Origin of the sequence: Streptomyces sp. NPDC046862, from assembly GCF_040704615.1 — a bacterium.
In the GTDB taxonomy this organism is placed as follows: domain Bacteria; phylum Actinomycetota; class Actinomycetes; order Streptomycetales; family Streptomycetaceae; genus Streptomyces.
In genome coordinates this window covers 52,188-73,365 of record NZ_JBEYXP010000020.1, presented here as the reverse complement: position 1 = coordinate 73,365, position 21,178 = coordinate 52,188, and the positions used below count along the sequence as shown (strand labels likewise).

General features: G+C 72.4%; 19 protein-coding genes. 12 read left to right on the top strand and 7 right to left on the bottom strand.

The window, feature by feature from the left end; translation table 11 throughout:
- Nucleotides 1–156 precede the first annotated feature (156 nt).
- The 5 genes from AB0959_RS22875 to AB0959_RS22855 are packed head-to-tail and all read left to right on the top strand — an operon-like array spanning nt 157 to nt 6,600.
- The gene (locus AB0959_RS22875) at nt 157–1,011 is read left to right on the top strand and encodes an ABC transporter permease subunit (protein ID WP_366828307.1); all 855 of its coding nucleotides are present in this window, start codon (nt 157–159) and stop codon (nt 1,009–1,011) included.
- Nucleotides 1,008–1,895, top strand: coding sequence for a carbohydrate ABC transporter permease (locus tag AB0959_RS22870; RefSeq protein WP_366828306.1), 888 nt, complete (start codon nt 1,008–1,010; stop codon nt 1,893–1,895). The genes AB0959_RS22875 and AB0959_RS22870 overlap by 4 nt, the downstream gene beginning before the upstream one ends.
- Nucleotides 1,896–1,942: 47 nt before the next feature.
- Complete coding sequence (locus tag AB0959_RS22865; RefSeq protein WP_366828304.1) at nt 1,943–3,592, top strand: extracellular solute-binding protein; 1,650 nt, start codon at nt 1,943–1,945, stop codon at nt 3,590–3,592.
- Between the two features lie 48 nt (nt 3,593–3,640).
- Nucleotides 3,641–4,705 carry a LacI family DNA-binding transcriptional regulator gene (locus tag AB0959_RS22860; protein WP_366828412.1) on the top strand — a complete coding sequence of 355 codons (1,065 nt, stop codon included), beginning with the start codon at nt 3,641–3,643 and terminating at the stop codon, nt 4,703–4,705.
- Complete coding sequence (locus tag AB0959_RS22855; protein WP_366828303.1) at nt 4,702–6,600, top strand: DUF2264 domain-containing protein; 1,899 nt, start codon at nt 4,702–4,704, stop codon at nt 6,598–6,600. Before AB0959_RS22860 ends, AB0959_RS22855 begins: the two co-directional genes overlap by 4 nt.
- Here AB0959_RS22855 and AB0959_RS22850 read toward each other — a convergent pair.
- Nucleotides 6,521–6,985: an STAS domain-containing protein gene (locus tag AB0959_RS22850; RefSeq protein ID WP_366828302.1), complete on the bottom strand. Its 465-nt coding sequence runs from the start codon at nt 6,983–6,985 to the stop codon at nt 6,521–6,523. The two genes, AB0959_RS22855 and AB0959_RS22850, sit on opposite strands and share 80 nt — an antisense overlap.
- 264 nt (nt 6,986–7,249) lie before the next feature.
- Between AB0959_RS22850 and AB0959_RS22845 the strand changes: the two genes are divergently transcribed.
- Complete coding sequence (locus tag AB0959_RS22845) at nt 7,250–7,702, top strand: hypothetical protein (RefSeq protein WP_366828301.1); 453 nt, start codon at nt 7,250–7,252, stop codon at nt 7,700–7,702.
- On the opposite strand, the gene AB0959_RS22840 is transcribed toward AB0959_RS22845, so the two are convergent.
- From AB0959_RS22840 to AB0959_RS22820, 5 genes are all read right to left on the bottom strand, one after another.
- Nucleotides 7,683–7,901, bottom strand: a complete 219-nt coding sequence (locus AB0959_RS22840) for a CDGSH iron-sulfur domain-containing protein (protein ID WP_366828300.1) — start codon at nt 7,899–7,901, stop codon at nt 7,683–7,685. The two genes, AB0959_RS22845 and AB0959_RS22840, sit on opposite strands and share 20 nt — an antisense overlap.
- Nucleotides 7,882–8,529 (bottom strand): HemK2/MTQ2 family protein methyltransferase, encoded by a 648-nt coding sequence (locus AB0959_RS22835; RefSeq protein WP_366828299.1) that lies wholly within the window; start codon nt 8,527–8,529, stop codon nt 7,882–7,884. The genes AB0959_RS22840 and AB0959_RS22835 overlap by 20 nt, the downstream gene beginning before the upstream one ends.
- 21 nt (nt 8,530–8,550) lie before the next feature.
- Nucleotides 8,551–9,558 carry an iron-containing redox enzyme family protein gene (locus AB0959_RS22830; protein WP_366828298.1) on the bottom strand — a complete coding sequence of 336 codons (1,008 nt, stop codon included), beginning with the start codon at nt 9,556–9,558 and terminating at the stop codon, nt 8,551–8,553.
- Nucleotides 9,559–10,127: 569 nt separating this feature from the next.
- Nucleotides 10,128–10,319: a hypothetical protein gene (locus AB0959_RS22825; protein WP_366828297.1), complete on the bottom strand. Its 192-nt coding sequence runs from the start codon at nt 10,317–10,319 to the stop codon at nt 10,128–10,130.
- Nucleotides 10,320–10,373: 54 nt separating this feature from the next.
- Nucleotides 10,374–11,426 carry a Ppx/GppA family phosphatase gene (locus tag AB0959_RS22820; RefSeq protein WP_366828296.1) on the bottom strand — a complete coding sequence of 351 codons (1,053 nt, stop codon included), beginning with the start codon at nt 11,424–11,426 and terminating at the stop codon, nt 10,374–10,376.
- A 225-nt stretch (nt 11,427–11,651) separates the two neighbouring features.
- Between AB0959_RS22820 and AB0959_RS22815 the strand changes: the two genes are divergently transcribed.
- From AB0959_RS22815 to AB0959_RS22790, 6 genes are all read left to right on the top strand, one after another.
- The gene (locus AB0959_RS22815) at nt 11,652–12,281 is read left to right on the top strand and encodes a GNAT family N-acetyltransferase (RefSeq protein ID WP_366828295.1); all 630 of its coding nucleotides are present in this window, start codon (nt 11,652–11,654) and stop codon (nt 12,279–12,281) included.
- Between the two features lie 50 nt (nt 12,282–12,331).
- Complete coding sequence (locus AB0959_RS22810) at nt 12,332–13,918, top strand: ABC transporter substrate-binding protein (RefSeq protein WP_366828411.1); 1,587 nt, start codon at nt 12,332–12,334, stop codon at nt 13,916–13,918.
- Nucleotides 13,915–15,708: an ABC transporter permease subunit gene (locus tag AB0959_RS22805; protein WP_366828410.1), complete on the top strand. Its 1,794-nt coding sequence runs from the start codon at nt 13,915–13,917 to the stop codon at nt 15,706–15,708. Before AB0959_RS22810 ends, AB0959_RS22805 begins: the two co-directional genes overlap by 4 nt.
- Nucleotides 15,705–16,937, top strand: a complete 1,233-nt coding sequence (locus tag AB0959_RS22800; RefSeq protein ID WP_366828294.1) for an MFS transporter — start codon at nt 15,705–15,707, stop codon at nt 16,935–16,937. The genes AB0959_RS22805 and AB0959_RS22800 overlap by 4 nt, the downstream gene beginning before the upstream one ends.
- A 502-nt stretch (nt 16,938–17,439) precedes the next feature.
- Nucleotides 17,440–17,802, top strand: coding sequence for a metalloregulator ArsR/SmtB family transcription factor (locus AB0959_RS22795; protein WP_366828293.1), 363 nt, complete (start codon nt 17,440–17,442; stop codon nt 17,800–17,802).
- Nucleotides 17,803–17,808: 6 nt separating this feature from the next.
- Nucleotides 17,809–18,339 (top strand): SRPBCC family protein, encoded by a 531-nt coding sequence (locus AB0959_RS22790; protein WP_366828292.1) that lies wholly within the window; start codon nt 17,809–17,811, stop codon nt 18,337–18,339.
- Between the two features lies 1 nt (nt 18,340).
- On the opposite strand, the gene AB0959_RS22785 is transcribed toward AB0959_RS22790, so the two are convergent.
- Complete coding sequence (locus AB0959_RS22785; protein WP_366828291.1) at nt 18,341–21,178, bottom strand: NHLP bacteriocin export ABC transporter permease/ATPase subunit; 2,838 nt, start codon at nt 21,176–21,178, stop codon at nt 18,341–18,343.

Here is a 21,178-nt window from a genome sequence, read left to right as displayed (position 1 = left end):
TCACCCGACACCCCGAGGTGAGGAGGCTCCGTGGCGGCGTTGCTGCGGGAGCGCACAGGTAGGACGTCGGTGACTCCTTCACGACACCGCCCGACCCGCGCTCGTACCAAGCGAAAAGGTTTTCACGGACGGAAGAGCCGGACGCTGTTCCCGCTCATGCTGCCCGGGCTCGCGTACTTCCTCGTGTTCCACTACGGCGCGCTCGTCGGCAACGTCATCGCCTTCAAGGACTACGTGCCCTTCGACGGCATCTGGGGCAGCCCGTGGGTCGGCCTCGGCAACTTCCAGCGGATGTTCGAGGACGAGGCGTTCTGGGACGCGACCCTCAACACCGTCTGGATCGCGCTCCTCCAGATCGTCTTCTACTTCCCCGTCCCTCTCGCCCTCGCCCTGCTGCTGCACACGCTCACCTGGAGCACGGTCCGCCGCTTCGTACAGTCGGTGGCGTACCTGCCGCACTTCATCTCCTGGGTGATCGTCGTCGCGCTGTTCCAGCAGGTCCTCGGCGACACGGGCCTGGTGAACGGCTACCTCGGCGACGCCGGACTGAGCACCGTCGACATCATCGGCAACCCCGACGCCTTCCAGCCGCTCGTCGTCGCCCAGGTGATCTGGAAGGACGCCGGCTGGGGCACGATCATCTTCCTCGCCGCCCTCTCCCAGGTCGACGAGCAGAGTTACGAGGCCGCCGCCATCGACGGGGCCGGGCCCTGGCGGCGCTTCTGGCACGTCACCCTGCCCGCGATCCGGCCGGTCATCGTCCTGCTGCTCATCATGCGGCTCGGCGACATCCTGTCGGTCGGCTTCGAGCAGATGCTGCTCCAGCGCGACGCCGTCGGCCCGGAGGCCGCCGAGATCATCGACACCTTCGTCTACTACCAGGGCATCGTCGGCGGCGACTACGGATTCGCCGCGGCCGCGGGCCTGTTCAAGGGCGTGGTCGGCGCCCTGCTCGTCTACGCGGCCAACAAGGTCGCCCACCGCCTCGGCGAACAGGGGGTATACAAGTGAGTGCTCAGGCCCGCCCTGGTTGGATGGAGAAGCCGAAGCCCGTCACCCAGGCGGCCAAGATCCTCGCGCTCGCCGCGGTCGTCCTGCTGGTCTGCGTGCCGTTCCTCGTGATCCTGTCCACCTCGCTCGCCTCCCAGCGCGAGGTCATCGCGAACGGCGGCTGGGTGCTGTGGCCGACGGACCCGACCCTCAAGGCGTACGAGGACATCCTCGACGGCGGCATCGTCACCCACGCCCTCGGTGTCAGCGCGGGGGGCACCGTCATCGGCACCCTGCTCAGCCTCGCCTGCACGGTCACCCTCGCCTACGCCCTCTCCCGCCCCGGCGTCTTCGGCGGCAAACCCGTCCTGCTGCTGGTCCTGTTCACCTTCCTCTTCCCTCCCGGCATGATCCCGGGCTTCCTGGTGGTCAAGGAACTCGGACTGCTCGACTCGTACGGCTCCCTGGTCCTGCCCGTCCTCGTCAACGTCTTCAACCTGGTGGTCCTGCGCGGCTTCTTCCAGGGCATCCCCGAGGAGCTGTACGAGGCGGCCCGGCTCGACGGCGCGGGCGACTGGCGCGTGCTGTGGTCGGTGGTCCTGCCGCTGTCCAAGGCGGCGCTCGCCGTCGTCGGCCTCTTCTACGCGGTGGCGTACTGGAACTCCTGGTTCTACGCCTCGCTCTACCTGGAGAGCGACCACTGGCCGCTCCAGCAGGTGCTGCGCACCTATGTGGTGGCCGGTTCCGGGATCACTGACACGACGACCGGCGAAGCCACCGTCAACGCGCCGCAGACCGTGCAGATGGCCGTTCTCGTGATCGCCACCGTGCCGATCCTGCTCGTCTACCCCTTTCTGCAGAAGTACTTCACCAAGGGCGTGCTCACCGGCGCCATCAAGAGCTGACCACCAAGAGCTGACGACCCGTCAAGAGTCGCTACGAAAGGTCGCCCATGTCCTCCATGTCCCGGCGCACTCTGCTGCGCTCGATCGCCGTCGGCGGAGCCGCACTCGCCGTCCCCGGCACCCTCACCGCGTGCTCCTCGGGCTCGGACGACGGCGACGTCTCCAACGCGGGCAAGAAGCTGGCCCCCTGGCCCGCCTACGTCCCGTTCTCCGGCCCGAAGCCCGACCTCGCGCCCACCGACGCGGGCGTCCAGGCCGGCTACACCGCGTACCCGTCCGACCTGGTGACCGCCGTCCCCGACAAGCCCGGCGACGGCTCGACGATCAGGGTCATGTCCGTGTCCTTCGGCGTGCCGCCCAAGCCCGCCTCGGCCAACAAGTTCTGGGCGGCCGTCGAGAAGGCGCTCGGCGTGAAGATCGAGTACACGATCATCTCGCAGACCGACTACCAGAAGAAGATGGGCACCGTGATGGCCGGTGACGCCGGCGACCTGCCCGACATCATCAACATCTTCTCCGGCTTCGTCCTGCCCCGCGAGGCCCAGTTCGTCCAGCGCCGCGCCGAGGACCTCACCCCGTTCCTGTCCGGCGACGGCGTCAAGAAGTACCCGAACCTGGCCAACATCCCCACCCACGCCTGGCGCGACATGGGCCGCATCGGCGGCAAGATCTACGGCATCCCGCTGGAGCGCCCGCTCCCCGGCTCCACCCTCTGGGTCAACCAGGGCTTCTTCACCGACGCGGGCATGAAGGAGGGCTGGACCTCGGAGGACTTCGCCGCTGTGGCGAAGAAGGGAACGGGCGGCAAGAAGTACGCGCTCGGGGCCGCCACCGGGTCCGTCTTCGGCAACGGCTACCACTCCGCCGCACACAACGCCCCGCAGGGCTGGGCCGCGGACAAGGACGGCACGTTCCACCCCAACTTCACCGACGAGCGCTACAAGGCCGCCATCGCCTACCAGGCCCAACTGCGCAAGAACGGCTCCTACCACCCCGACGCCACCTCGCTCTCCCAGCCCGACCTGGTCACCCTCTGGCTGAACGGGACCGTCGGCTCCATGCAGGACGGCTTCGGCGCCTACCTGCCCAAGTACCTCGACTCGAAGGGGCTGCTGACTCCGGCGGCGGCGCTCCCGTACAGCGTCGGCGGCGAGCCGGGCGGCATCGTCGCGGCCCGCCGTTCCTTCGGCTACACCATCGTGAAGAAGGCCAAGAAGGAACGCGTCGAGCTGTTGCTGCGGATCCTCAACCACCTTGCCGCGCCCTTCGGTTCGAAGGAGTGGGAACTCGTCCACTACGGCGTCGAGGGCACCCACTTCACCCGCGCCAAGGACGGCTCACCCGAACCCACCGAGCTGGGCAAGGTCGAGAACAACACCAACCTGCCGCTGAAGTACCTCGCGGAGGGCCCGCAGGTACTCTTCGTGCCGGGGATGCCCGACGCCGTAGAGGCCCTGCACGCCTGGCAGCAGAAAACCGTCCCGCACGCGATCCGCAACGCCCGCTACGGCCTGCAGTCCCGCACCTACACCGCCCAGGGCACCACCCTGGATGCCCTGATGACCGACACCGCGACCGGCATCATCGCCGGCCGCGTCCCGCTCTCGGAGTACGACGCGGCCGTGAAGAAGTGGCGGGAGCGCGGCGGCGACAGAATGGCCGAGGAATTCGCCGAGGACCACGCGGCCAACAGCTGACGTGCGGCGACCGACGGCCGGAGGGAGACGCGGGGGATGGGAAACGACATGGTGTCGAAGGGACGGGTCACGATCCGCGAGGTCGCCGAGCGGGCGGGCGTGTCCGTGGCCACCGTCTCACGCGTGCTCAGCGGCAACTACCCTGTCCCGCCCGCGACGAGGGCCAGGGTGCTGCGCGCGGCCCGCGACCTCGACTACGTCGCCAACGCGCACGCCCGCGCCCTGGTCGGCGGCGGCCGCAAGATGGTCGCCGTCGTCCTGCGCCAGGTCACCAGCCCCTTCTACGCCCAGGTCGCCGAAGGTGTCGAGGCGGAGGCCGCCGCCCGCGGCTGGCTCTGCCTGGTCGGCACCACCGGCGGGGACCCGGCGCGTGAGCTGGAGTTCGTGCAACTGATGCGGGAGGAGGGCGCCCGGCTGGTGATCCTCGTCGGCGGGGTCGTGGAGGACGACGCCTACCGCGAGCGCGTCGCCCACTACGCGCAGGCCCTCGACGCCACCGGCGCCCGCCTCGTGCTGTGCGGCCGTCCGGCCCCCGACCCGGACATCCCCGCGCTCGTCGTGGAGTTCGACAACGAGGCCGGTGCCCGCGCCATCACCGGCCATCTGCTCTCGGCAGGCCACCGCCGCATCGTCTTCCTCGGCGGACTGCCCGGCAACACGGCCCTCGACGCACGCGTGTCCGGCTACCGGGCCGCGCTCGCCGAACACGGGCTGCCGACCGAGGCCGCCCATGTCGTCGACTGCGGTCTCGGCCGGGCGGCGGGCCACCGGGGCATGACCGAACTCCTCAAGGCCACCAGGGAGTTCACCGCCGTCTTCGCGGGGGACGACATGGTGGCCGCCGGAGCCCTGCGCGCCATCGCCGACGCGGGACTGCGCGTACCGCACGACATCTCCGTCGTCGGCTACAACGACATCCCGCTCGCCGAGGACTTCAACCCGCCGCTCACCACCGTCCGCACCCCCGCCGAGGAACTCGGCCGCGCCGCCGTGCGCATCGCGCTGCGCGACCCGGACCACACCGCGGGCACGCACCACCTGCTCGGCACCCACATCGTCGTCCGCGACAGCGTCCAGCCACCCCCAACTGACGGAGGACCAGCCCCCGTATGACCGCGCCGCACGTGTCGCTCACCGGCCTGCCGCCCCTCGACCCCGCCCGCTCACCGGTCACCGGCTGGACCCGCGCCCACTGGGAGGCGACGGCCGACCGCCTCCTGGAGGGACTCCTGCCGTACGCCTCACCCGGGTTCGCCCAGTACCGGCTGCCCGGCCGCGCCAGCTACTCGGGCCCCTTGTCCGACGGCCTGGAGGGCTACGCCCGCTCCTTCCTGCTGGCCGCCTTCCGCATCGCGGGCTCCCGGGGGCGCGTCGGCCCGGAGCTGATCGAACGCTACGCGGCCGGGCTCGCCGCGGGGACCGACCCGTACAGCGACGAACGCTGGCCGCCGATCACCGACCGGGACCAGCCCATGGTCGAGGCCGCCTCCCTCGCGATCGCCCTGCACGAGTCCCGGCCGTGGCTGTGGGACCACCTCGACGACGGCGTCCGGGAACGGGTGACCGACTGGCTGGGCGGCTTCGTCGGCGCGACCGCCAACGACTCCAACTGGCGCCTGTTCCAGGTCGTCACGGAGGAGTTCCTGGCCTCGGTGGGCGCCCCGCACAGCCGGGCCGAGATCGACGGCGGACTCGCCCGGCTGGAGGACTGGTACCGGGGCGGCGGCTGGTACACCGACGGCGACGGCCGCAAGTTCGACTACTACAACGCCTGGGCCCTGCACCTCTACCCGATCCTGTGGGCCCGCATCGCCGGGCCGCGCGCGAGCCCCGTCCAGGTGGACCGGTACCGGGCCCGACTGCGTGAATTCCTCTCCGTCTACCAGCACTTCTTCGGCTCCGACGGCGCACCCGTCCACCAGGGCCGCTCGCTCACCTACCGTTTCGCGGTCACGGCCCCGCTGTGGGCGGGGGCGCTGGTGGACGCGACACCCCTGCCTCCGGGCCGCACCCGCCGCCTCGCCTCCGGGGCGCTCAAGCACTTCGCCGGCCACGGAGTCCCGGACGAGCACGGCCTGCTGAGCCTGGGCTGGTACCGGCCCTTCCTCCCGGTCACCCAGCGGTACTCGGGCCCGGCCTCCCCGTACTGGGCGAGCAAGGCCTTCCTCGGTCTGCTGCTGCCCGAGGACCACCCCGTGTGGACGGCACCCGAGGAACCGGGCCCGGTCGACACCGAGGACACCTGTCTGGCGCTGCCCGCCCCGGGCTGGCTGCTGCACTCCACGGCCGCCGACGGGATCGTACGGCTCGTCAACCACGGCAGCGACCGGCTGCCCCCACCGCCCGCCGCGTCCGAGGACAACCCGCACTACACGCGGTTCGCCTACGCGAGCGCGGCGGCCCCCGACACCGCGGGACCGGGGACCGACAACGACATCGCCCTCATCGCCCCCGACGGGACCGCCTCCCGGCGCGGGCGCATCCACCCGCTCGGGGTGACCGGCCGCCGGGCGTCCTCCTGGCACTCGGCGTCCCTGGCGGGACAGGAGCACCGGATCGAGACCACCAGCGTCGTGCACGGCCCCTGGGAGGTGCGGGTGCACCGCGTGGAGGGACCGCACGGGGCCGCCGTGCGCGAAGGCGGATGGGCGCCGGCCGACGACACCGGGCCGCTGGAGGAAGCGGCGGGGCCCGGATGGGCGTGGACACGGCGGACGGACGGGCTCGCCTCCACGGTCATCGCCCTGCACGGCTGGGACCCCGAGGCTCCAGGGGTGGTCGCGCACACGCGGGAGGCCAACGCGTACGGGACGTACTCCGCGACTCCCCACCTGGTGCTGCCCGTTCACCCCGGAGGCGTGCACCTGATGGTCACCCTGGTGATGCTCGGCGCCGATCCGGAGGGGGCGCGCGGGGCGGGCGCGCGGGTCACGGGGGAGGGGGCTGTGGTGATTCGCTTTCCGGACGGCGCGGTGGAGGAAGTTCCTCCAGCGGGGGAAAGCGTCTGAGCAGTCCGGCGGCGCGCAGCAGGCTCCGTATGCGGGGCAGGTCGGAGACGATCCGCAGCCGGCCCCCGCGCTCTCTCGCCCTGGTCTCGGCCCGGCACAGCAGGCGCAGGCCCGAGCAGTCGAAGAACGTCACCCCGCGCAGGTCGACGAGAACGTCGGGTTCCGGTGGAGCCGTGGCGACGTCGAGGTGCTCGGACACGAAGCCCTCGGTCGCCATGTCGATCTCGCCCGAGAGCGCGACCACGGTGAACGGTCCGGCCCGGCGGCTGTGGGCGTGGGGGTTCGCCGGTGGGGGCTGCGCGTGGGGGCTCGCCGAGTCCGGCCCTGACGCGGCGGCCGTGCCCTCGGGCGGGTCGGCGGCACGGTCGTGGGCTTCCGGTGGCATCTCGGCTCCACCTCGGGACGGTAGGGCGCACATTGGATCCCGGTAGCTACCCCGGCCCGGGCGGCGCCATCCCTGCCGCACCGGCCGCAAGATCTAGTTCACTCGACAAGGTGAACTTCGATCCGAAGTATTGACTTTTGCGAGGAGTTGCTGATTCAAGGCGCCCTGGTCAAGCGGACGTTGACGCCATAGAGTCGTCGCTGTGCTGCCCCAGCCCCCGGCCGCACGGATCCGCACGCAAGTCGAACCAGGGGGTTGGCGCTCGTGTCGCCGGTACGTACGCCCGTCGAGGGCCAGTCACTGCTGACCGAGTGCGGGCTGATGGCGCCCGCGCTGAAGATGGAGTTCACGGCCCACTTCGCCCGTGCGGACGGCGAGCCCGCCGCGGAGGCCGCCACGGCCTCGGTGACCGGGGTGATCGACGCCCCCGGATCGTTCCTCGAGCCGATACGCGACGCGGGCCGTGCGGTGACACGACGCCTGCTGGAGCGCACCACGGCCGACCTGTGCCGTGTCATCCTCAGCGCGGACGAGTCGGGCGTCACGCTCGCGGCCACCGACAACACCACGGTCGCCCTGGAGGCGGCTCACCCAGCCGCGGCCCACGACCTCCCGCTCCTGTCCGTGACCGGCGACCTCCGCGTCCACCACGGACCCGACGGGTATGTGTGGGTCGTCTGGCAGGGGCCCTGGGCTCCTAGCCCCGGCGATCTGTAGCGGGCGCCGACCGCCGGTGACTGGTGTCGCACCAGGGGTAACGGCGGCTGCGACGGCAGGTGCACAGCGCCACACGGAAGCGGTCCGAGGCGACGACGGTCCCGTCCTCCAGCTCGATCTCCACCGGTCCCTCCACGAGCAGCGGGCCAGGACGCTGAACGGTGATCCGGGTGGGCGCGTCAGCGCGGTCGTTCGGCACGGATGACCACCAGCTCTTCCTTGTCGTCGCTACGGGACAGCAGCCCCTGCGCCCGCAGCCAGGTCTGCCGGGCGCGCAGTACGGGGCCGAAGGCGACCCAGCGGCGCTCCACCACGGCCGCCTTCAGGCCGGCCGAGCGCAGCCGCTCCACCGTGTGGCCCGGGCCGCTGAGCACGGAGTGCACCACCAGCAGAACGCCCCCGGCGCCCAGGAGGGCGGGCGCGTCCCGGCAGATCCGGTCCAGCACCAGACGGCCGTCCAGACCAGCGTCCCAGGCACGCGAGGCACCACGCGCCTCGGCCGCCGGGGCCGGCACGTACGGCGGGTTGGCCAGGATGAGGTCGAAGAACTGCCCGGAGACCGGGCGGAAGAGGTTCCCCCGGACGATGCGCATCCGCAGTCCGGCCAGCCAGGCGTTGAGGCGGGCCGTGCACACGGCCCGCCATGACACGTCCACCGCCGTGACCCGCGTACCCCGACGCGCCGCCGCCAGGGCCAGGGCGCCCGAGCCCGTCCCCAGGTCGAGCACCCGGGCGCCGGGGCGCAGGGGTTCGGCGGCCAGTGCGCCGGCCAGCAGTGCGGTGTCGTCCTGTGGGGCGTAGACGCCCGGGAGTACCAGAAGATTCACGTGAGACAAGTACCCGGATCATCACGAAATACGAGGAATATCCGCCCTGGCCCGCAAGGACGACTGCCCGGCCCGCCACCGGGCGAGGAGGTACTCCGCGAGCAGGTCCTCAAGAAACCCGGTCACGTCGAGCCCGAAGACCACGTCGTCCGCCAGCTCCGGCTCCTGCGCCAGCAGCCCTCCGATCACGTCGTGCCGCACCACCTGCTCGTGCACCGCGTCCGCCTCGACGTGCTCGTCGTAGAAGAACTCCGCGGCCGGCCCCGCGCCCGTACGCCGCATCGCCTCGGCCAGCCGGTGTGAGCCCGGTGACGAGGTGATCTCCACCGCCGCGAAGTGGCCCACCAGGGCCCCGCGCAGCCGCCGGTGCAGCCCCAGCAGGGACATCATGTTCACGATCGCCAGCATCTGCGCGGGGCTCGCGTCCAGATAGTGGCCGTACGACGTGTCCAGACCCAGGTCACCCATCAGATCGGCGAAGAGCTGCGCGTGGACCCGCTCTCCGCGACCGCCGCCGAACTCGTCGTACTCCACCGCGGCCATCCCGGCCTTGGCCCGCCCCCACAGCCGGGGCAGCACCCAGGCGTGCGGATCCGCCTCCTTGAGGTGGTAGAGCGACCGCTGGGCCGCGTACTCACGCACCTGCCCCAAGCTGCCCTCGTCCCGCAGGTAGTGCGTGACACCGGTCCCGTTCGCGGGCTCCACCAGCAGTTCCTCCACCGCCTCGGTCACGGTCCCGTGCACCGCGGTGTCCGCCCGGAGGGCCCCCAGGAAGCGCTCTTCCAGCGCCGCCCGGGCGCCGAGCAGTGCCGGATCCCACTCGCGGTCCGGGTCCACCCCTGCGAAGCCGCGGTAGTGCAGCTCGTAGCAGAGGTACAGCGCCAGCTGGAGGTCGTCGCCGTACGGGTCCGCGGCGCGGATGTCGCTGTCATGGGGGAGGGGCCCGGGTCCCCGCAGGTACGCCTCGACGGCCGCCGACAGCCTCCCACGGGTCTGCGGCAGTCGTGGCCCTCGCTGGTCGGCTGACATGCGTCTCGGGTACCCAATTCCTCCGGAGGTTTGGCGGTCGGTCGCGTGTGCCGGGTTCTGTTTGTGGGCGGCTGCGGGTGGTGTGTGGCTGGTCGCGCAGTTCCCCGCGCCCCTGAAAGCACTCGGGCGCGCCCGGCATCACGACGTACCCGGCCCGCACCGCACCCTGACGAACCGCACGCCGACCGCGCCCACGACGCACCCATCGCACCGCACCCTGACGAATTGCGCGCCGACCGTGCCACCGCGCACCTCACCCCACCGCACAGCGAGCCCCGTACGCGCGCCGAAGGCAGTGGTGACCGCCCGCCATCACCACGCACCCGCACCCGCACCCGCACCCGCGTACGCACTACGCGTACGCGTACGCACGCAAGGGGGTGTGCCGGGAGGTGTCCGCCCGCAGCGGCCGGCGTCCGCCGCCGAGAACCTCGCACACCCACCTCAGTCGCCGGACCGAGGACGGAGACCTCCCGGCGCACCCCCGACCCACGAACCAACCGTGCGCGACGCGCACCCCCGCCGACCCGGCCCGGCCCCGCCCCGCCCCGGCCTCTGACGTCAGTCACTCACCGTCGCTCACCCTGCGACTCCTCCTGCGCCCGCCGATCGGGCGTGATGGCCTCGCCCGCCTCTCCACGGTGCCGGCGGCGCTCATCCGTCTCCTCCACGCGGGTCTCGGCGTCCTCCGCCTCACGGAAGACCTCTTCACTCGCGGTCTCCGGCTGCCCCTTCTGTTCCTTCCGGGGGTTCTGCGTCATGAGGGCTCCTTCCTCTCGTACCTCTCGGCACGGGTATCCGTTCCAGCCGGAGGCTCACCGCGCAGGCGTAGCGATCCGCAACGGCACCGCGCCCCCCGCCGCGGCCCCGGCCGCACCGCCCCCCGACACCGCCTCGCCGCCCCACGCCCCCTCCTCGTCGTGCAGGCTGACGTCCGCCCACCACGACGGTCCGTCCTCGATGTGCCGCAGCAGCACTCCCTCCCGCAGCGCCCACGGGCAGATCGTGACCACCTTCAGCCCGGTCAGCTTCATCGCGGTGTGGGCGATCACCGCACCCGCCAGACTCTGCGCGGACCGCGGCGCCGAGATCCCGGGCAGTGCCGCCCGCTCCGTCGAAGGCAGCGCCGCCAGACTCTCCATCGACCCGCGCAACTCCGACCGGTGCAGGAGCCGCTCCACGAACGGCCCGTGGCGCCCGGGCGGCGCCCCGCAGAGCCGTCCGAGCTGCTGGAACGTACGCGAGGTCGCCACCGCGGTGCGCGGCCCCTCCCACCGGATCCGGGCGGCCACGTCCCGGAGCTGGTGGCGGACCTTCCGCCGCAGCGCCTTCACGCTCCGCGCCGAGGGCGGGTCCTCCCCCTGGAAGAACTCGTGCGTCAGCCGAGCGGCCCCCAGTGGCAGTGAGGCCGCGAAGTCGGGCAACCGCCCCCGCCCGAACGCCACTTCCAGCGAGCCCCCGCCGATGTCGAGCAGCGCCAGCGGGCCCGACCGCCACCCCATCCAGCGCCGCGCTCCGAGGAACGTGAGCTCCGCCTCCACCTCACCCGGCAGCGTGCACAGCCCCATCCCGGTCTCCTGGCGAACCGCCCGCAGCACCTCCGGACGGTTCGGCGCGCTGCGCACCACGGCGGTGGCGTACGCCAACGGGTCCGCCGCACCCCACCGTTCGGCCGTGCGGCCCGCGGCCGCGACCGCCTCGCACAACCGCTCCACCGACTCGTCGGGGATACGGCCCCCGTGCGCCACGTGCTCCGAGAGCCTCAGCCGCCACTTCGCGGTGTGCACGGGCAGCGGGACACCCCCCTCCGCGTCCGCCACCACGAGCCGGACGGTGTTCGATCCCACATCCACCACGCTGATACGCATGGCTGCGAAGTACCCGGAAGCGGTCACGACACGCGTGCGCTGCGCACGGACACGCAGCACAACAGCGCATACGAGCCACACACTCCCCGAGCACGGGACGCACGCCCCCGATCGGACGGCGCACACCCCGCACGTGCGTCCCGCGGGCGTGCCCCGGACCGGTGCCTCCAGGTGACTCACCCCCCTCGATCATGAAGCGCGAGCCTTAATGCATATGATGCGCAGGTGCAGGATTACAGCATCAAGGAAGCGACCCCCGGCGACCTCGACGGCGCCCGCACGGTGATGCTCGACACCGTCTACCGGGACTTCGGGACCGGCTACGTGCCCCGGTGGCACGGCGACATCATCGACCTCCACGGTGCCTACACGGCGCCCGCGCGCCACACCCTGCTGGTCGCCGTCGACGAGCGGGACGGAGAGGTGGTGGCCACCGCCGCACTCGACTCCAGAGGCCCGGCCCATCCGCCCAACCCCCGGTGGCTGGCGGAGCGTTACCCGTCGGGTGAGACCGCGCAACTTCGGCGCGTCTACGTCCGCCCGGAGCACCGGCGGCGCGGCCTGGCCCGTCGGCTGGTCGCCGCCCTGCTGGACTTCGCGGCGGCGGACGGGGGTTACCGCTCCGTCTATCTGCACACCGACCCGGGCGTGCCCGGCGCCGAGGCGTTCTGGCGGTCGCTGGGCGAGGTGGTGTGCGACGAACGGCACGAGACCGGACAGCGGGTCGTGCACTTCGAGATCGCCTCCTCCCAGCCCGCCGCGTCGCACCCCGAAGCCACCGTCCGCCGGCCCGTCGCCTCGCCTCCCGAAGCCACCGTCCGCGACCTTCGGGCCGAGCCCCTGCCCTCCCTATGACGCACCGGCCCACAACGCTCTGCCCCATGACGTCCACCCCCACGAGGACCATGCGCTCCGTCCCCCGGCGCCGGCTGCTCGCCGGCCTGCTGCTCACCCCCGTGCTGACCGGCTGTTTCGCCTCCGGAGGCGAAACAGCCGGACAGGGCTCCGCGGACGGCTCCCGCCTCCGGGTCGCCCTTGCCTTCCCGCCCGCCGAGAACCTCTCCCCGTACGGCGCCGACGCCACCCTCCTCAGCCGCCTCGGCGTCACCGAGGGCCTGACGAAACTGGACGCCAACGGTGCCGCGGCCCCCGCGCTCGCCGAGTCGTGGACCCGGGAGGACGACCGGACCTGGCTGTTCACCCTGCGCGAGGCGGCTTTCCAGGACGGCACCGACGTCACCCCGGCCGCCGTCGCCGCCGCCCTCACCCACGCGACCGAGGCCAAGCCCGTACCCGCCGCGCTGTCCGGCGTCACCCTCAAGGCGGCCGCGGCAACGAAGGCGACCAAGTCGACCCGCGCGGCCGGGGCGGACGGCGACCAGGTGCGCGTCACCACCGAAGAGCCCGACCCCGCCCTGCCGTTGCGCCTGTCGAGCCCCGGCCTCGCGATCCTCTCACCCAAGGCCTACGGCAAGGGCGACGGCGGCAGCGAACACGGCAGCGGCGACACGGACGGCAGCAGCGGCAAGGGCACCAGGCCCGACCCCCTCGGCACCGCCACCGGCCCCTTCGAGCTCACCAAGGTCTCCGGCGCCACCGCCGCCACGCTCGACCGGTTCGACGACTACTGGGGCGGACGCGCCCAGGCCTCCGGCATCGACGCCAGGTTCATATCCGACGGCACGGCCCGCACGAACGCCCTGCGCACCCGCCAGGTCGACATCGCCGAGGCGGTCCCCGTCTCCCAGGCGGCCACGCTGGACGAGGGCACCCGCCACGAGACCGCCACCACCCGCACCACCAGCCTCCTCCTCAACACGGACAAGGGTGCCTTCAAGGACCCGGCGCTCCGGGCCGCCGCACGCGAGGCCGTCGACACCTCCGTGTTCGCCGAGGACGTGTACGAGGGGTACGCCGACCCGGGTGCCGGTGTCTTCGGGCCCGCGGTCACCTGGGCCGCCGACAAGCGCGTGAAGCCCACGGGGCGCCCGAAGGCGGCTGATCCGGACGGTGCTTCGGTGACCGTGGCCACGTACAACAACCGGCCCGAACTCCCCGAGGTCGCTCAAGTACTCGGGCAGCAGCTGGAGAGGGCCGGGTTCAAGGTGAAGCTGGAGGTGCGTGAGTACTCGCGCCTCGAAAGCGACGCGCTGGCAGGGAGGTTCGACGCGTTCGTCGGCGCCCGCAACAGCCTCCTCGACACCGGCGACCCGGTGTCCGTCCTCGCGAGCGACTACTCCTGCCACGGCGCCTACAACCTGGCGCTGCTGTGCGACAAGAAGGTCGACAAGGCCGTCAGCGAGGCCGAGGGACTGGCCGACAACGCCGAGCGGCAGCAGGCGGCGATGGACGCGGAGGCCGCGCTCCTCGGCACGGACGCCGTCGTGCCCCTCGTCCACCAGCGGATCATCACCGGCGTCGGCACCTCCGTCCAGGGAGTGATCTTCGACCCGTACGAGCGCACGCTCGTCGGAACGGGGACGCGACGCTGAGCCGGATACTCTGGCGGGCCCTGCTCGCTGCCTCCCTCCTGTGCGGCATAGGTCTGCTGCCGTGGCTGTCCCGCACCGACCCGGCGCTCACCGTCCTCAAGGCCCGCTCGGCCGAACGCACTCCGAGCCCTGAGGTCCTGGCCGCCGTACGAGACCAACTCGGCCTGGACGCGGGCCCGTTGCCCCTGCTGTGGCAGTGGCTCTCCGGGCTCGCGCGCGGTGATGCGGGACGGTCGTGGATCTCCGGGGACGAGGTGGGCCCCGGAACCCTTCAGGCCCTCGGAGTCTCGCTGCTGCTGATGGGCGTCGCGCTCGTGGTCGCGGCGGTCACCGCGGCGGCCGTCACCGCGCGCACCCTGTGGCTGGGCTCGCGCCGCCGCCTCGACGAACGCGGGGGAGGGGGCGGCGCGTCGGCGGTACTGGCGGCGCTGCCCGAGTTCCTGACGGCGTCCGTACTGGCCGCGGTGGTGGGCGTGCACCTCGGCTGGCTGCCCGCCCTCGGCTGGTACGGGCCGCGCTGGACGGTGCTCCCCGCCCTCGCCCTCGGTCTGCCCGCCGGCGCACTGCTCGGCCGGATGCTCGACGACATGCTGCCCGGCGCCTTCGCCGAGCCCTGGGCCCTGGCCGCCGCCGCCCGGGGCGTGTCCGCCCGCTCGATCGCCCGGCAGGCACTGCGCCGCTGTGTGCCCGGACTCCTGCCCAACATCGGCCTGTTCGTCGTCGGCCTCACCGGCGGCGCGGTCGCCGTGGAGCAGATCTTCGACATCCCCGGACTGGGGCGCACCACCCTCCAGGCCGCGATCGCCCAGGACCTGCCCGTCCTCCAGGCCGGGACGCTCGCCCTCGTCCTGCTGGCCGCCGGCGCCGGTGCCCTCGCCCGTCTCGCGGCCCGCCTCCTCATCGGCCCGGCACTGCGCGACGGCGCCCTGCAGTCCCTGCACGGGCCCGCACCGCGCGCACCGAAGGCGACCCCGCTGCTGTACGGGGCAGTCCTCCTCGGCGTCATCGCGGCCGGCCTGGCCCGCGACCCACTCGCCCTGGACACCGGCGCCCGCCTCCAATCCCCTTCCTGGACACACCCGTTCGGCACCGACGCGCTCGGCCGTGACGTCCTCGCCCGCATCGGCCACGGCGCGTTCGGCACGCTCACCCTCGCGGTGGCGATCAGCGCCGTCGCCCTGCTCGCCGGTGTCGTCCTCGGACTGCTGCCCCGGCTGTCCGCACCGCTCGTGGACACCGTCAACGCCGTACCTCCCCTCCTCGCGGGCCTGTTGACAGCGGGCGTCGCCGGAAGCGGCGCGGCGACGCCCGCCCTCGCCGTCGCCGCGGTCGCCTGGGCCCCGCTCGCCGCGCACACCACCGCCCTGCTGGAACAGGAGCGGGCCACCACGCACGTGGCGGCCACGAAGGGACTCGGCGCGGACCGGTGGTACCTGCTCCGCCACGAACTCCTGCCCGCCGTCCTCCCGCCGGTCACCCGTCACGCCCTGCTCCGCCTGCCGTCGGTGGCCCTCGCCCTCACCGCCCTCGGCTTCCTCGGCCTCGGCACCCGGCCGCCCGACCCCGAGTGGGGCCTCCTCCTCGCCGAGAACCAGCCGTACGTCGAACGCGCCCCCTGGGCAGTTCTCGCGCCCGCGGCCGTGCTCGCCCTTCTCGGTGTCCTGGCGGTCACGTCGGCGGGCGGGGTGCGGCTGCCGCGTCCGCGCTCCGCGACCGTACGACAGCCGAAGCCGGCCACCGCCACCGCCGCGGCCGCGCCCGCAACGACCACCGTCAGGGAACCCGGATGACCGAGCAACTGACGAAGGCGACCGGGCGCCGTCCCCGCACCTGGACGCGGCTGGGCTCTCTCCTGCGGCTGCTGATCCTCACCCAACTCGCCTTCAACATCGGCTTCTTCGCCGTACTGCCCTTCCTGGCGGAGCACCTCGGCACCGCGATCGGCCTGGCGGGCTGGATGGTCGGCCTGGTCCTCGGGCTGCGGACGTTCAGCCAGCAGGGCCTGTTCGTCGTGGGCGGCGCGCTGGCCGACCGGTACGGCGTACGGCCCGTGGTGCTCGCGGGGTGCGTACTGCGGATCGCCGGGTTCGTGTGGCTCGGGTACGCGGGGGAGTCGTGGGCGGTCATCGGCGCGGTCCTGCTGATCGGCTTCGCGGCCGCGTTGTTCTCCCCGGCCGTCGAGTCCGAGGTGGCCCGGCAGGCGGTGGTCTGGGAGGAGACGGGCGGCGGCTCCCGGACCAGCGTGCTGGCCCTGTTCACGGTGGCGGGACAGGCCGGGGCCTTCGTCGGGCCCCTCCTCGGCGCGCTGCTCCTGGAAGTGGACTTCCGCACGGTGTGCCTCGCGGGCGCCGGAGTCTTCGTCCTCGTCCTGGCCGGACACTTCCGGCTTCTCCCGCAGCACATACCCGGCCGGGCACGCGTGCGGGCGAGAGGTGGCCTGCGCTCGCTCACCCGCAACGGCCGGTTCCTCGCGCTGTGTTGCGCGTACGGCGCGTATCTGCTGGCGTACAACCAGCTGTACCTGATCGTCCCCGACGAGGTGGAGCGGGCGACGGGCTCGCAGGCGGCGCTGGCGTGGTTGTTCGCGCTGTCGTCGCTGCTCGTGGTCACCGCCCAGCTGCCCGTCACCCGCTGGGCGGGACACCGGCTGGACCTGCGGCGCTCCATGGCGGCAGGGCTGTTGCTGATCGCGGTCGGCTTCGCGGTCGTGGCGGCGGCGCGTCCGGCCGACTGGAAGGGAACGGCGGGTCTGCTGCCCGCCGCCGGTTTCGTCGTGCTGCTCACTCTCGGCCAGATGCTCGTCGCACCCGCGGCCCGGGCCTGGGTGCCCGACCTGGCGGACGAGGGACGCCTGGGGCTGTACACGGGCGCGATGTCGTCGGTGTCCGGCCTGATCGTCCTGGTGGGCAGCTCCGCCACGGGCTCCCTCCTGGACACCAGCCTGCCACCCGCCGTGCCCTGGCTCATCCTCGCCACGATCCCGGTCGTGTCCGTGGCGCTTCTGCCACGGCGGCGGTAGCGGGCCGGTGGGGTGCGCGTCGCGCACGGTTGGTTCGTGGGTCGGGGGCGCGCCGGGAGGTCTCCGTCCTCGGTCCGGCGACTGAGGTGGGTGTGCGAGGTTCTCGGCGGCGGACGCCGGCCGCTGCGGGCGGACACCTCCAGACACACCCCCTGCGGCGCGTACGCGACTGCGGGTGCGTCGCGCTACCGGCGGTCAAGCACGGCCTCCGGCGCGCGTGCGACTCGCGATGCGGGGGGCCGGTGCGTCATGGCACGGTCGGCGTGCGGTTTGTCAGGGTGCGGTGGGGTGAGGGTGCGTCGTGGGCGCGGTCGGCGTGCGGTACATCAAAGTGCGTTGCGGTCGCGGTACCTCGTGATGCCGGGCGCGCCCGAGTGCTTTCAGGGGCGCGGGGAACTGCGCGACCAGCCACACACCACCCGCAGCCGGCCACAAACAGAACCCGGCAGACGAGACCGTGTATTCCTTGACGGGAATATAACCACTGAGGCATATTGAACCCATGCCCGACGGCTCACTCTGGACCGCCCTGGCGGACCCCCACCGCCGCAGCATCATCGCCCTGCTGCTGGAGCGGCCGCGCCCGGTCGGAGAGATCGTGGAGGCGTGCGGGCTCAGCCAGCCGAGTACGTCGAAGCACCTCAAGGTGCTCCGGGAGGCGGGCCTCGTGCGCGTACACCAGGAAGCCCAGCGCCGCGTCTACGCCCTCGACCCGGTCCCCATCGCCGAACTCGACGCCTGGCTGGCCCCCTACCGCCGACTGTGGAACGAACGCCTCGACGCCCTGGGCCGGCGCCTCGACGCGACGTCTGACGAGACCGATATCGATACCGACGCCACGGAACAACCCCCATCGAAGGACTGATCCACCATGGCCACGGAACTCACCGGCACCTATCTCACCCTCGACGACGGCCGCCCCGCCGTCCGCTTCAGCCGTGTCTACGACCACCCCGTGGACCGCGTGTGGCGGTTCGTCACGGACCCCGACGAACTCGCCCACTGGTTCCCGTCCCGCGCCGAGATCGAGCTGCGCCCCGGCGGCACCGTCACGTTCAGCGGCGACCCCAACATGGAGAACTCCACGGGCACGGTCCTCGCGGTCGACCCGCCCCGGCACCTCTCCTTCGACTGGGGCGGGGACGAACTGCACTTCGACCTCGAATCGCTGGACGACAAGCGCACCCGCCTCATACTCACCAACGTCCTGGCGGCCACCGACACGGCCGCTCGCAACGGCGCCGGCTGGGAGGTGTGCCTGACCGCCCTGGACGCGTGGGCGCGCGGCGAGGACCTCGGGGGACCGCACGCCGGGGCCACCGCGCCCTGGCAGGAGATCTACCGCGGTTACGTCGACGCCGGGGTACCGTCCGGCGCCCCCGTTCCCGGCCTCGACACCTGAGTCACGCCATCTGCCGCCGCACCAGCTCGTGCAGTCGCCCGCCCGTGTCCGCGAGCAGTTGCGCGGGCGGGCCCTGCTGGGCCACCTTGCCGTCGTCCATCACGATGACACGGTCGGCGTCCAGCACCGTGGACAGACGGTGCGCGATGACGACGCGGGTGGCGTTGAGGGCCCGCGTGCTCTCGATGACCTTGCGCTGCGTCTCGTTGTCGAGGGCACTGGTCGCCTCGTCGAAGAAGAGGATGCGCGGGCGCCGGATGAGCGCCTGGGCGATCATCAGCCGCTGTCGCTGGCCGCCCGAGACGGCGCCGCTGCCCTGGACGATCGTGTGCAGGCCCATCGGCATCCGCTTGATGTCCTCGGCGAGCCCCGCCATCTCCGCCGCCGCCATCGCCTCCTCGGGCGTGTACGGCTCGGTGCCGCAGATGACGTCCAGGATCGAGCCGGAGAACGGCTGCGCGTGCTGGAGCACCACTCCGCACTGGCGGCGCACCGCCGACTGGTCCAGGGCCGCCAGGTCCTGGCCGTCGTACAGGACGCTGCCCGAGACCGGCTTGTCGAAGCCGATGAGCAGCCTGAGCAGGGTGGACTTGCCGCAGCCGCTCGGGCCGACGATCGCCACGAACTCACCCGGTGAGATCTTGAACGACACGTCGTCCAGGACCAGCGGGCCGTCGTCGGCGTACCGGAACGACAACCGCCGGGCCTCCAGCGCCCCGGTCAGCACGCCCGGCCGGGTGCTCGCCGTCCGCACCTCGGGCGCGGCCTCCAGCACCGGCTTGATCTCCTCGAAGAGGGGCAGCGCGGACACCGCCGACACGAACGCGCCGGTGAGCTGGGTGACCGAGGTCAGCAGCATGGTCACCGAGGTGTTGAAGGTGAGGAAGGCGGCCGCCGACATCGAGCCCCGCGCGGGCCCGGCCAGCAGCATGAACATCACCAGCGTGCAGAGAGGGAGATACACCGCGCCCAGCACCGTGGTGAGGTTCTTGATGCGGCCCACCCGCTGCTGGAGCTCCCGGCTGCGCGCGAACTCGCCCGCCCAGGCCGCGTACGCGTAGTTCTCCGCCGCCGCGACCCGCAGCTTCGGCAGGCCCCGCAGGGTCTGGAACGCCTGGTTGTTGAGCTTGTTGTTCAGGACCACCAGGCGCCGTTGCCAGCGCACCTGCCACAGACCCAGGGCGAGGAACACGGCGGCGATGACGACGAGCATGCCGATCGCCGCCAGCGCCATGGGCACGCTGTACCAGAGCAGCAACGCCAGATTCATCGCGCCGACCGTGACCGACTGGGCGACGGTCGGACCGACTCCCGCGAGCAGGCGGCGGATCGAGCTGATGCCCATGGCGGCGCTGGCGAGTTCGCCCGTGGAGCGCGAGGTGAAGAACTTCGTCGGCAGTCTCAGCAGCCGGTCCCAGACGGCGGGTTGCAGCGTCGCCTCGATACGACCCTCCAGGCGGAGGATGGTGAGGTTCTGCAGCAGCATGAACGCCGCCGACACCACGCTCGCGATGAAGATGGCCAGGCACACCTGCACGATCAGGTTCTCCTGGGCCTTCGGCACGTACTCGCCGAGGATCTTGCCGGTCGCGATCGGTACGAGTGCGCCCAGAGCGACCGTCACCAGGCCGCTGACCATCAGGTTGCCGAGATCGCCGCGCGTGCCCTGGAGGCTGAAGCGCATGAGGCGCAATGGGCTCAGCGTCCGTTCGGGCAGCGGGCGGTAGAACATCACCGCACGTTCTTCGAACTCCGCCGCGTTCGCCTTCTCGATCGGTGTCTCGCGGCCCGAGGACGGCTGTACGGCCACGTACCCGCCGCGCCGCCACAGCAGCGCGACCGGTGCGCCCGACAGGGCACGGTGGCCGACCAGCGGGCCGACGTTCTCCCGCCACCAGCGCCCGGTGAGCCGTACGGCACGGGTGCGGACGCGCGAGGCGATCGCGATACGTTCCACCGGGTCGATACGGTCGCTCTCCGTGCCGCTCTGCGCGGGCTCGGAGAGCTTGATCCCCGCAGCCCGGGCGGCCAGCTCGCAGGCCGCGTACGTGGCGTCGGCGTCCGCCGAGGTCGTGCGCCGCGACCCCGACGGCTTGCCCATGGAGGCCAGCAGCGTTCTGTCGGCCTGGGCGCGTACGGCCTCGCCGGCCTTGATACCGGCGGCAGTACGGTCCTCGTGGGTGCGCTCCATCTGCTCGATCCACCGGTCCAGGGTGGACAGCAGGCGGTACTGCTGGTCGACCATGCCCTGCCAGACCGCGGGGTCCATCAGCAGGTCGGCCGCCGCCTCCGCCCCGTACAGCGAGCCGTACTGGACGCTGCCCGGCGGCACCTGCATCCAGAAGACGTCGTCGTCGGTGAGCGCGGCCGCGTTCTCGGTGGCCATCGGCGCCTGGAAGAGGATCGACAGGCTGCGGCCGACGCCCAGGGCGAGGGCGTACTCCAGCGGGCTCGTCGTGGGCGGCACGTACTGCGGGTTGCCGTACTCGTCGTACGACCAGCTCGCGGTGTCGGGCTGCTGGTACAGCTCGCGCACGCCGATGCGGCGCACGACGCAGTCGCGCAACGGGCGGGCCACCAGCGTGTGCTGAGGGCCGGGGACCGGGCCGAGCAGCAGGGAACCCGCCTCCAGGCGGCCCAGGTGGTGCCAGTGGCCCTGCTGCACGGCGTCGACCGCGAACAGGTCGAGCGCGCCCGACGCCACCAGCCACAGGACCTGCGGGCCCTCCAGGTCGAGGCGGCTCAGGCCGGCGCAGTCGATGTAGGTGCCCATGGCGCCGAGCGCGCCGAGGACGAGGTCCCCCTCGTGCCCTTGGTGTCCTTCGTGAACGGTCGTCAT

What these genes read in the sequence shown, in the direction of transcription:
- AB0959_RS22875 (WP_366828307.1), top strand. Translation starts at nt 157, where the DNA reads ATGCTGCCCGGGCTCGCGTACTTCCTCGTGTTCCACTACGGCGCGCTC.
- AB0959_RS22865 (WP_366828304.1), top strand. Translation starts at nt 1,943, where the DNA reads ATGTCCTCCATGTCCCGGCGCACTCTGCTGCGCTCGATCGCCGTCGGC.
- AB0959_RS22860 (WP_366828412.1), top strand. Translation starts at nt 3,641, where the DNA reads ATGGTGTCGAAGGGACGGGTCACGATCCGCGAGGTCGCCGAGCGGGCG.
- AB0959_RS22855 (WP_366828303.1), top strand. Translation starts at nt 4,702, where the DNA reads ATGACCGCGCCGCACGTGTCGCTCACCGGCCTGCCGCCCCTCGACCCC.
- AB0959_RS22850 (WP_366828302.1), bottom strand. Translation starts at nt 6,985, where the DNA reads ATGCCACCGGAAGCCCACGACCGTGCCGCCGACCCGCCCGAGGGCACG.
- AB0959_RS22830 (WP_366828298.1), bottom strand. Translation starts at nt 9,558, where the DNA reads ATGTCAGCCGACCAGCGAGGGCCACGACTGCCGCAGACCCGTGGGAGG.
- AB0959_RS22825 (WP_366828297.1), bottom strand. Translation starts at nt 10,319, where the DNA reads ATGACGCAGAACCCCCGGAAGGAACAGAAGGGGCAGCCGGAGACCGCG.
- AB0959_RS22820 (WP_366828296.1), bottom strand. Translation starts at nt 11,426, where the DNA reads ATGCGTATCAGCGTGGTGGATGTGGGATCGAACACCGTCCGGCTCGTG.
- AB0959_RS22810 (WP_366828411.1), top strand. Translation starts at nt 12,332, where the DNA reads ATGCGCTCCGTCCCCCGGCGCCGGCTGCTCGCCGGCCTGCTGCTCACC.
- AB0959_RS22800 (WP_366828294.1), top strand. Translation starts at nt 15,705, where the DNA reads ATGACCGAGCAACTGACGAAGGCGACCGGGCGCCGTCCCCGCACCTGG.
- AB0959_RS22795 (WP_366828293.1), top strand. Translation starts at nt 17,440, where the DNA reads ATGCCCGACGGCTCACTCTGGACCGCCCTGGCGGACCCCCACCGCCGC.
- AB0959_RS22790 (WP_366828292.1), top strand. Translation starts at nt 17,809, where the DNA reads ATGGCCACGGAACTCACCGGCACCTATCTCACCCTCGACGACGGCCGC.
- AB0959_RS22785 (WP_366828291.1), bottom strand. Translation starts at nt 21,178, where the DNA reads ATGACGACCGTTCACGAAGGACACCAAGGGCACGAGGGGGACCTCGTC.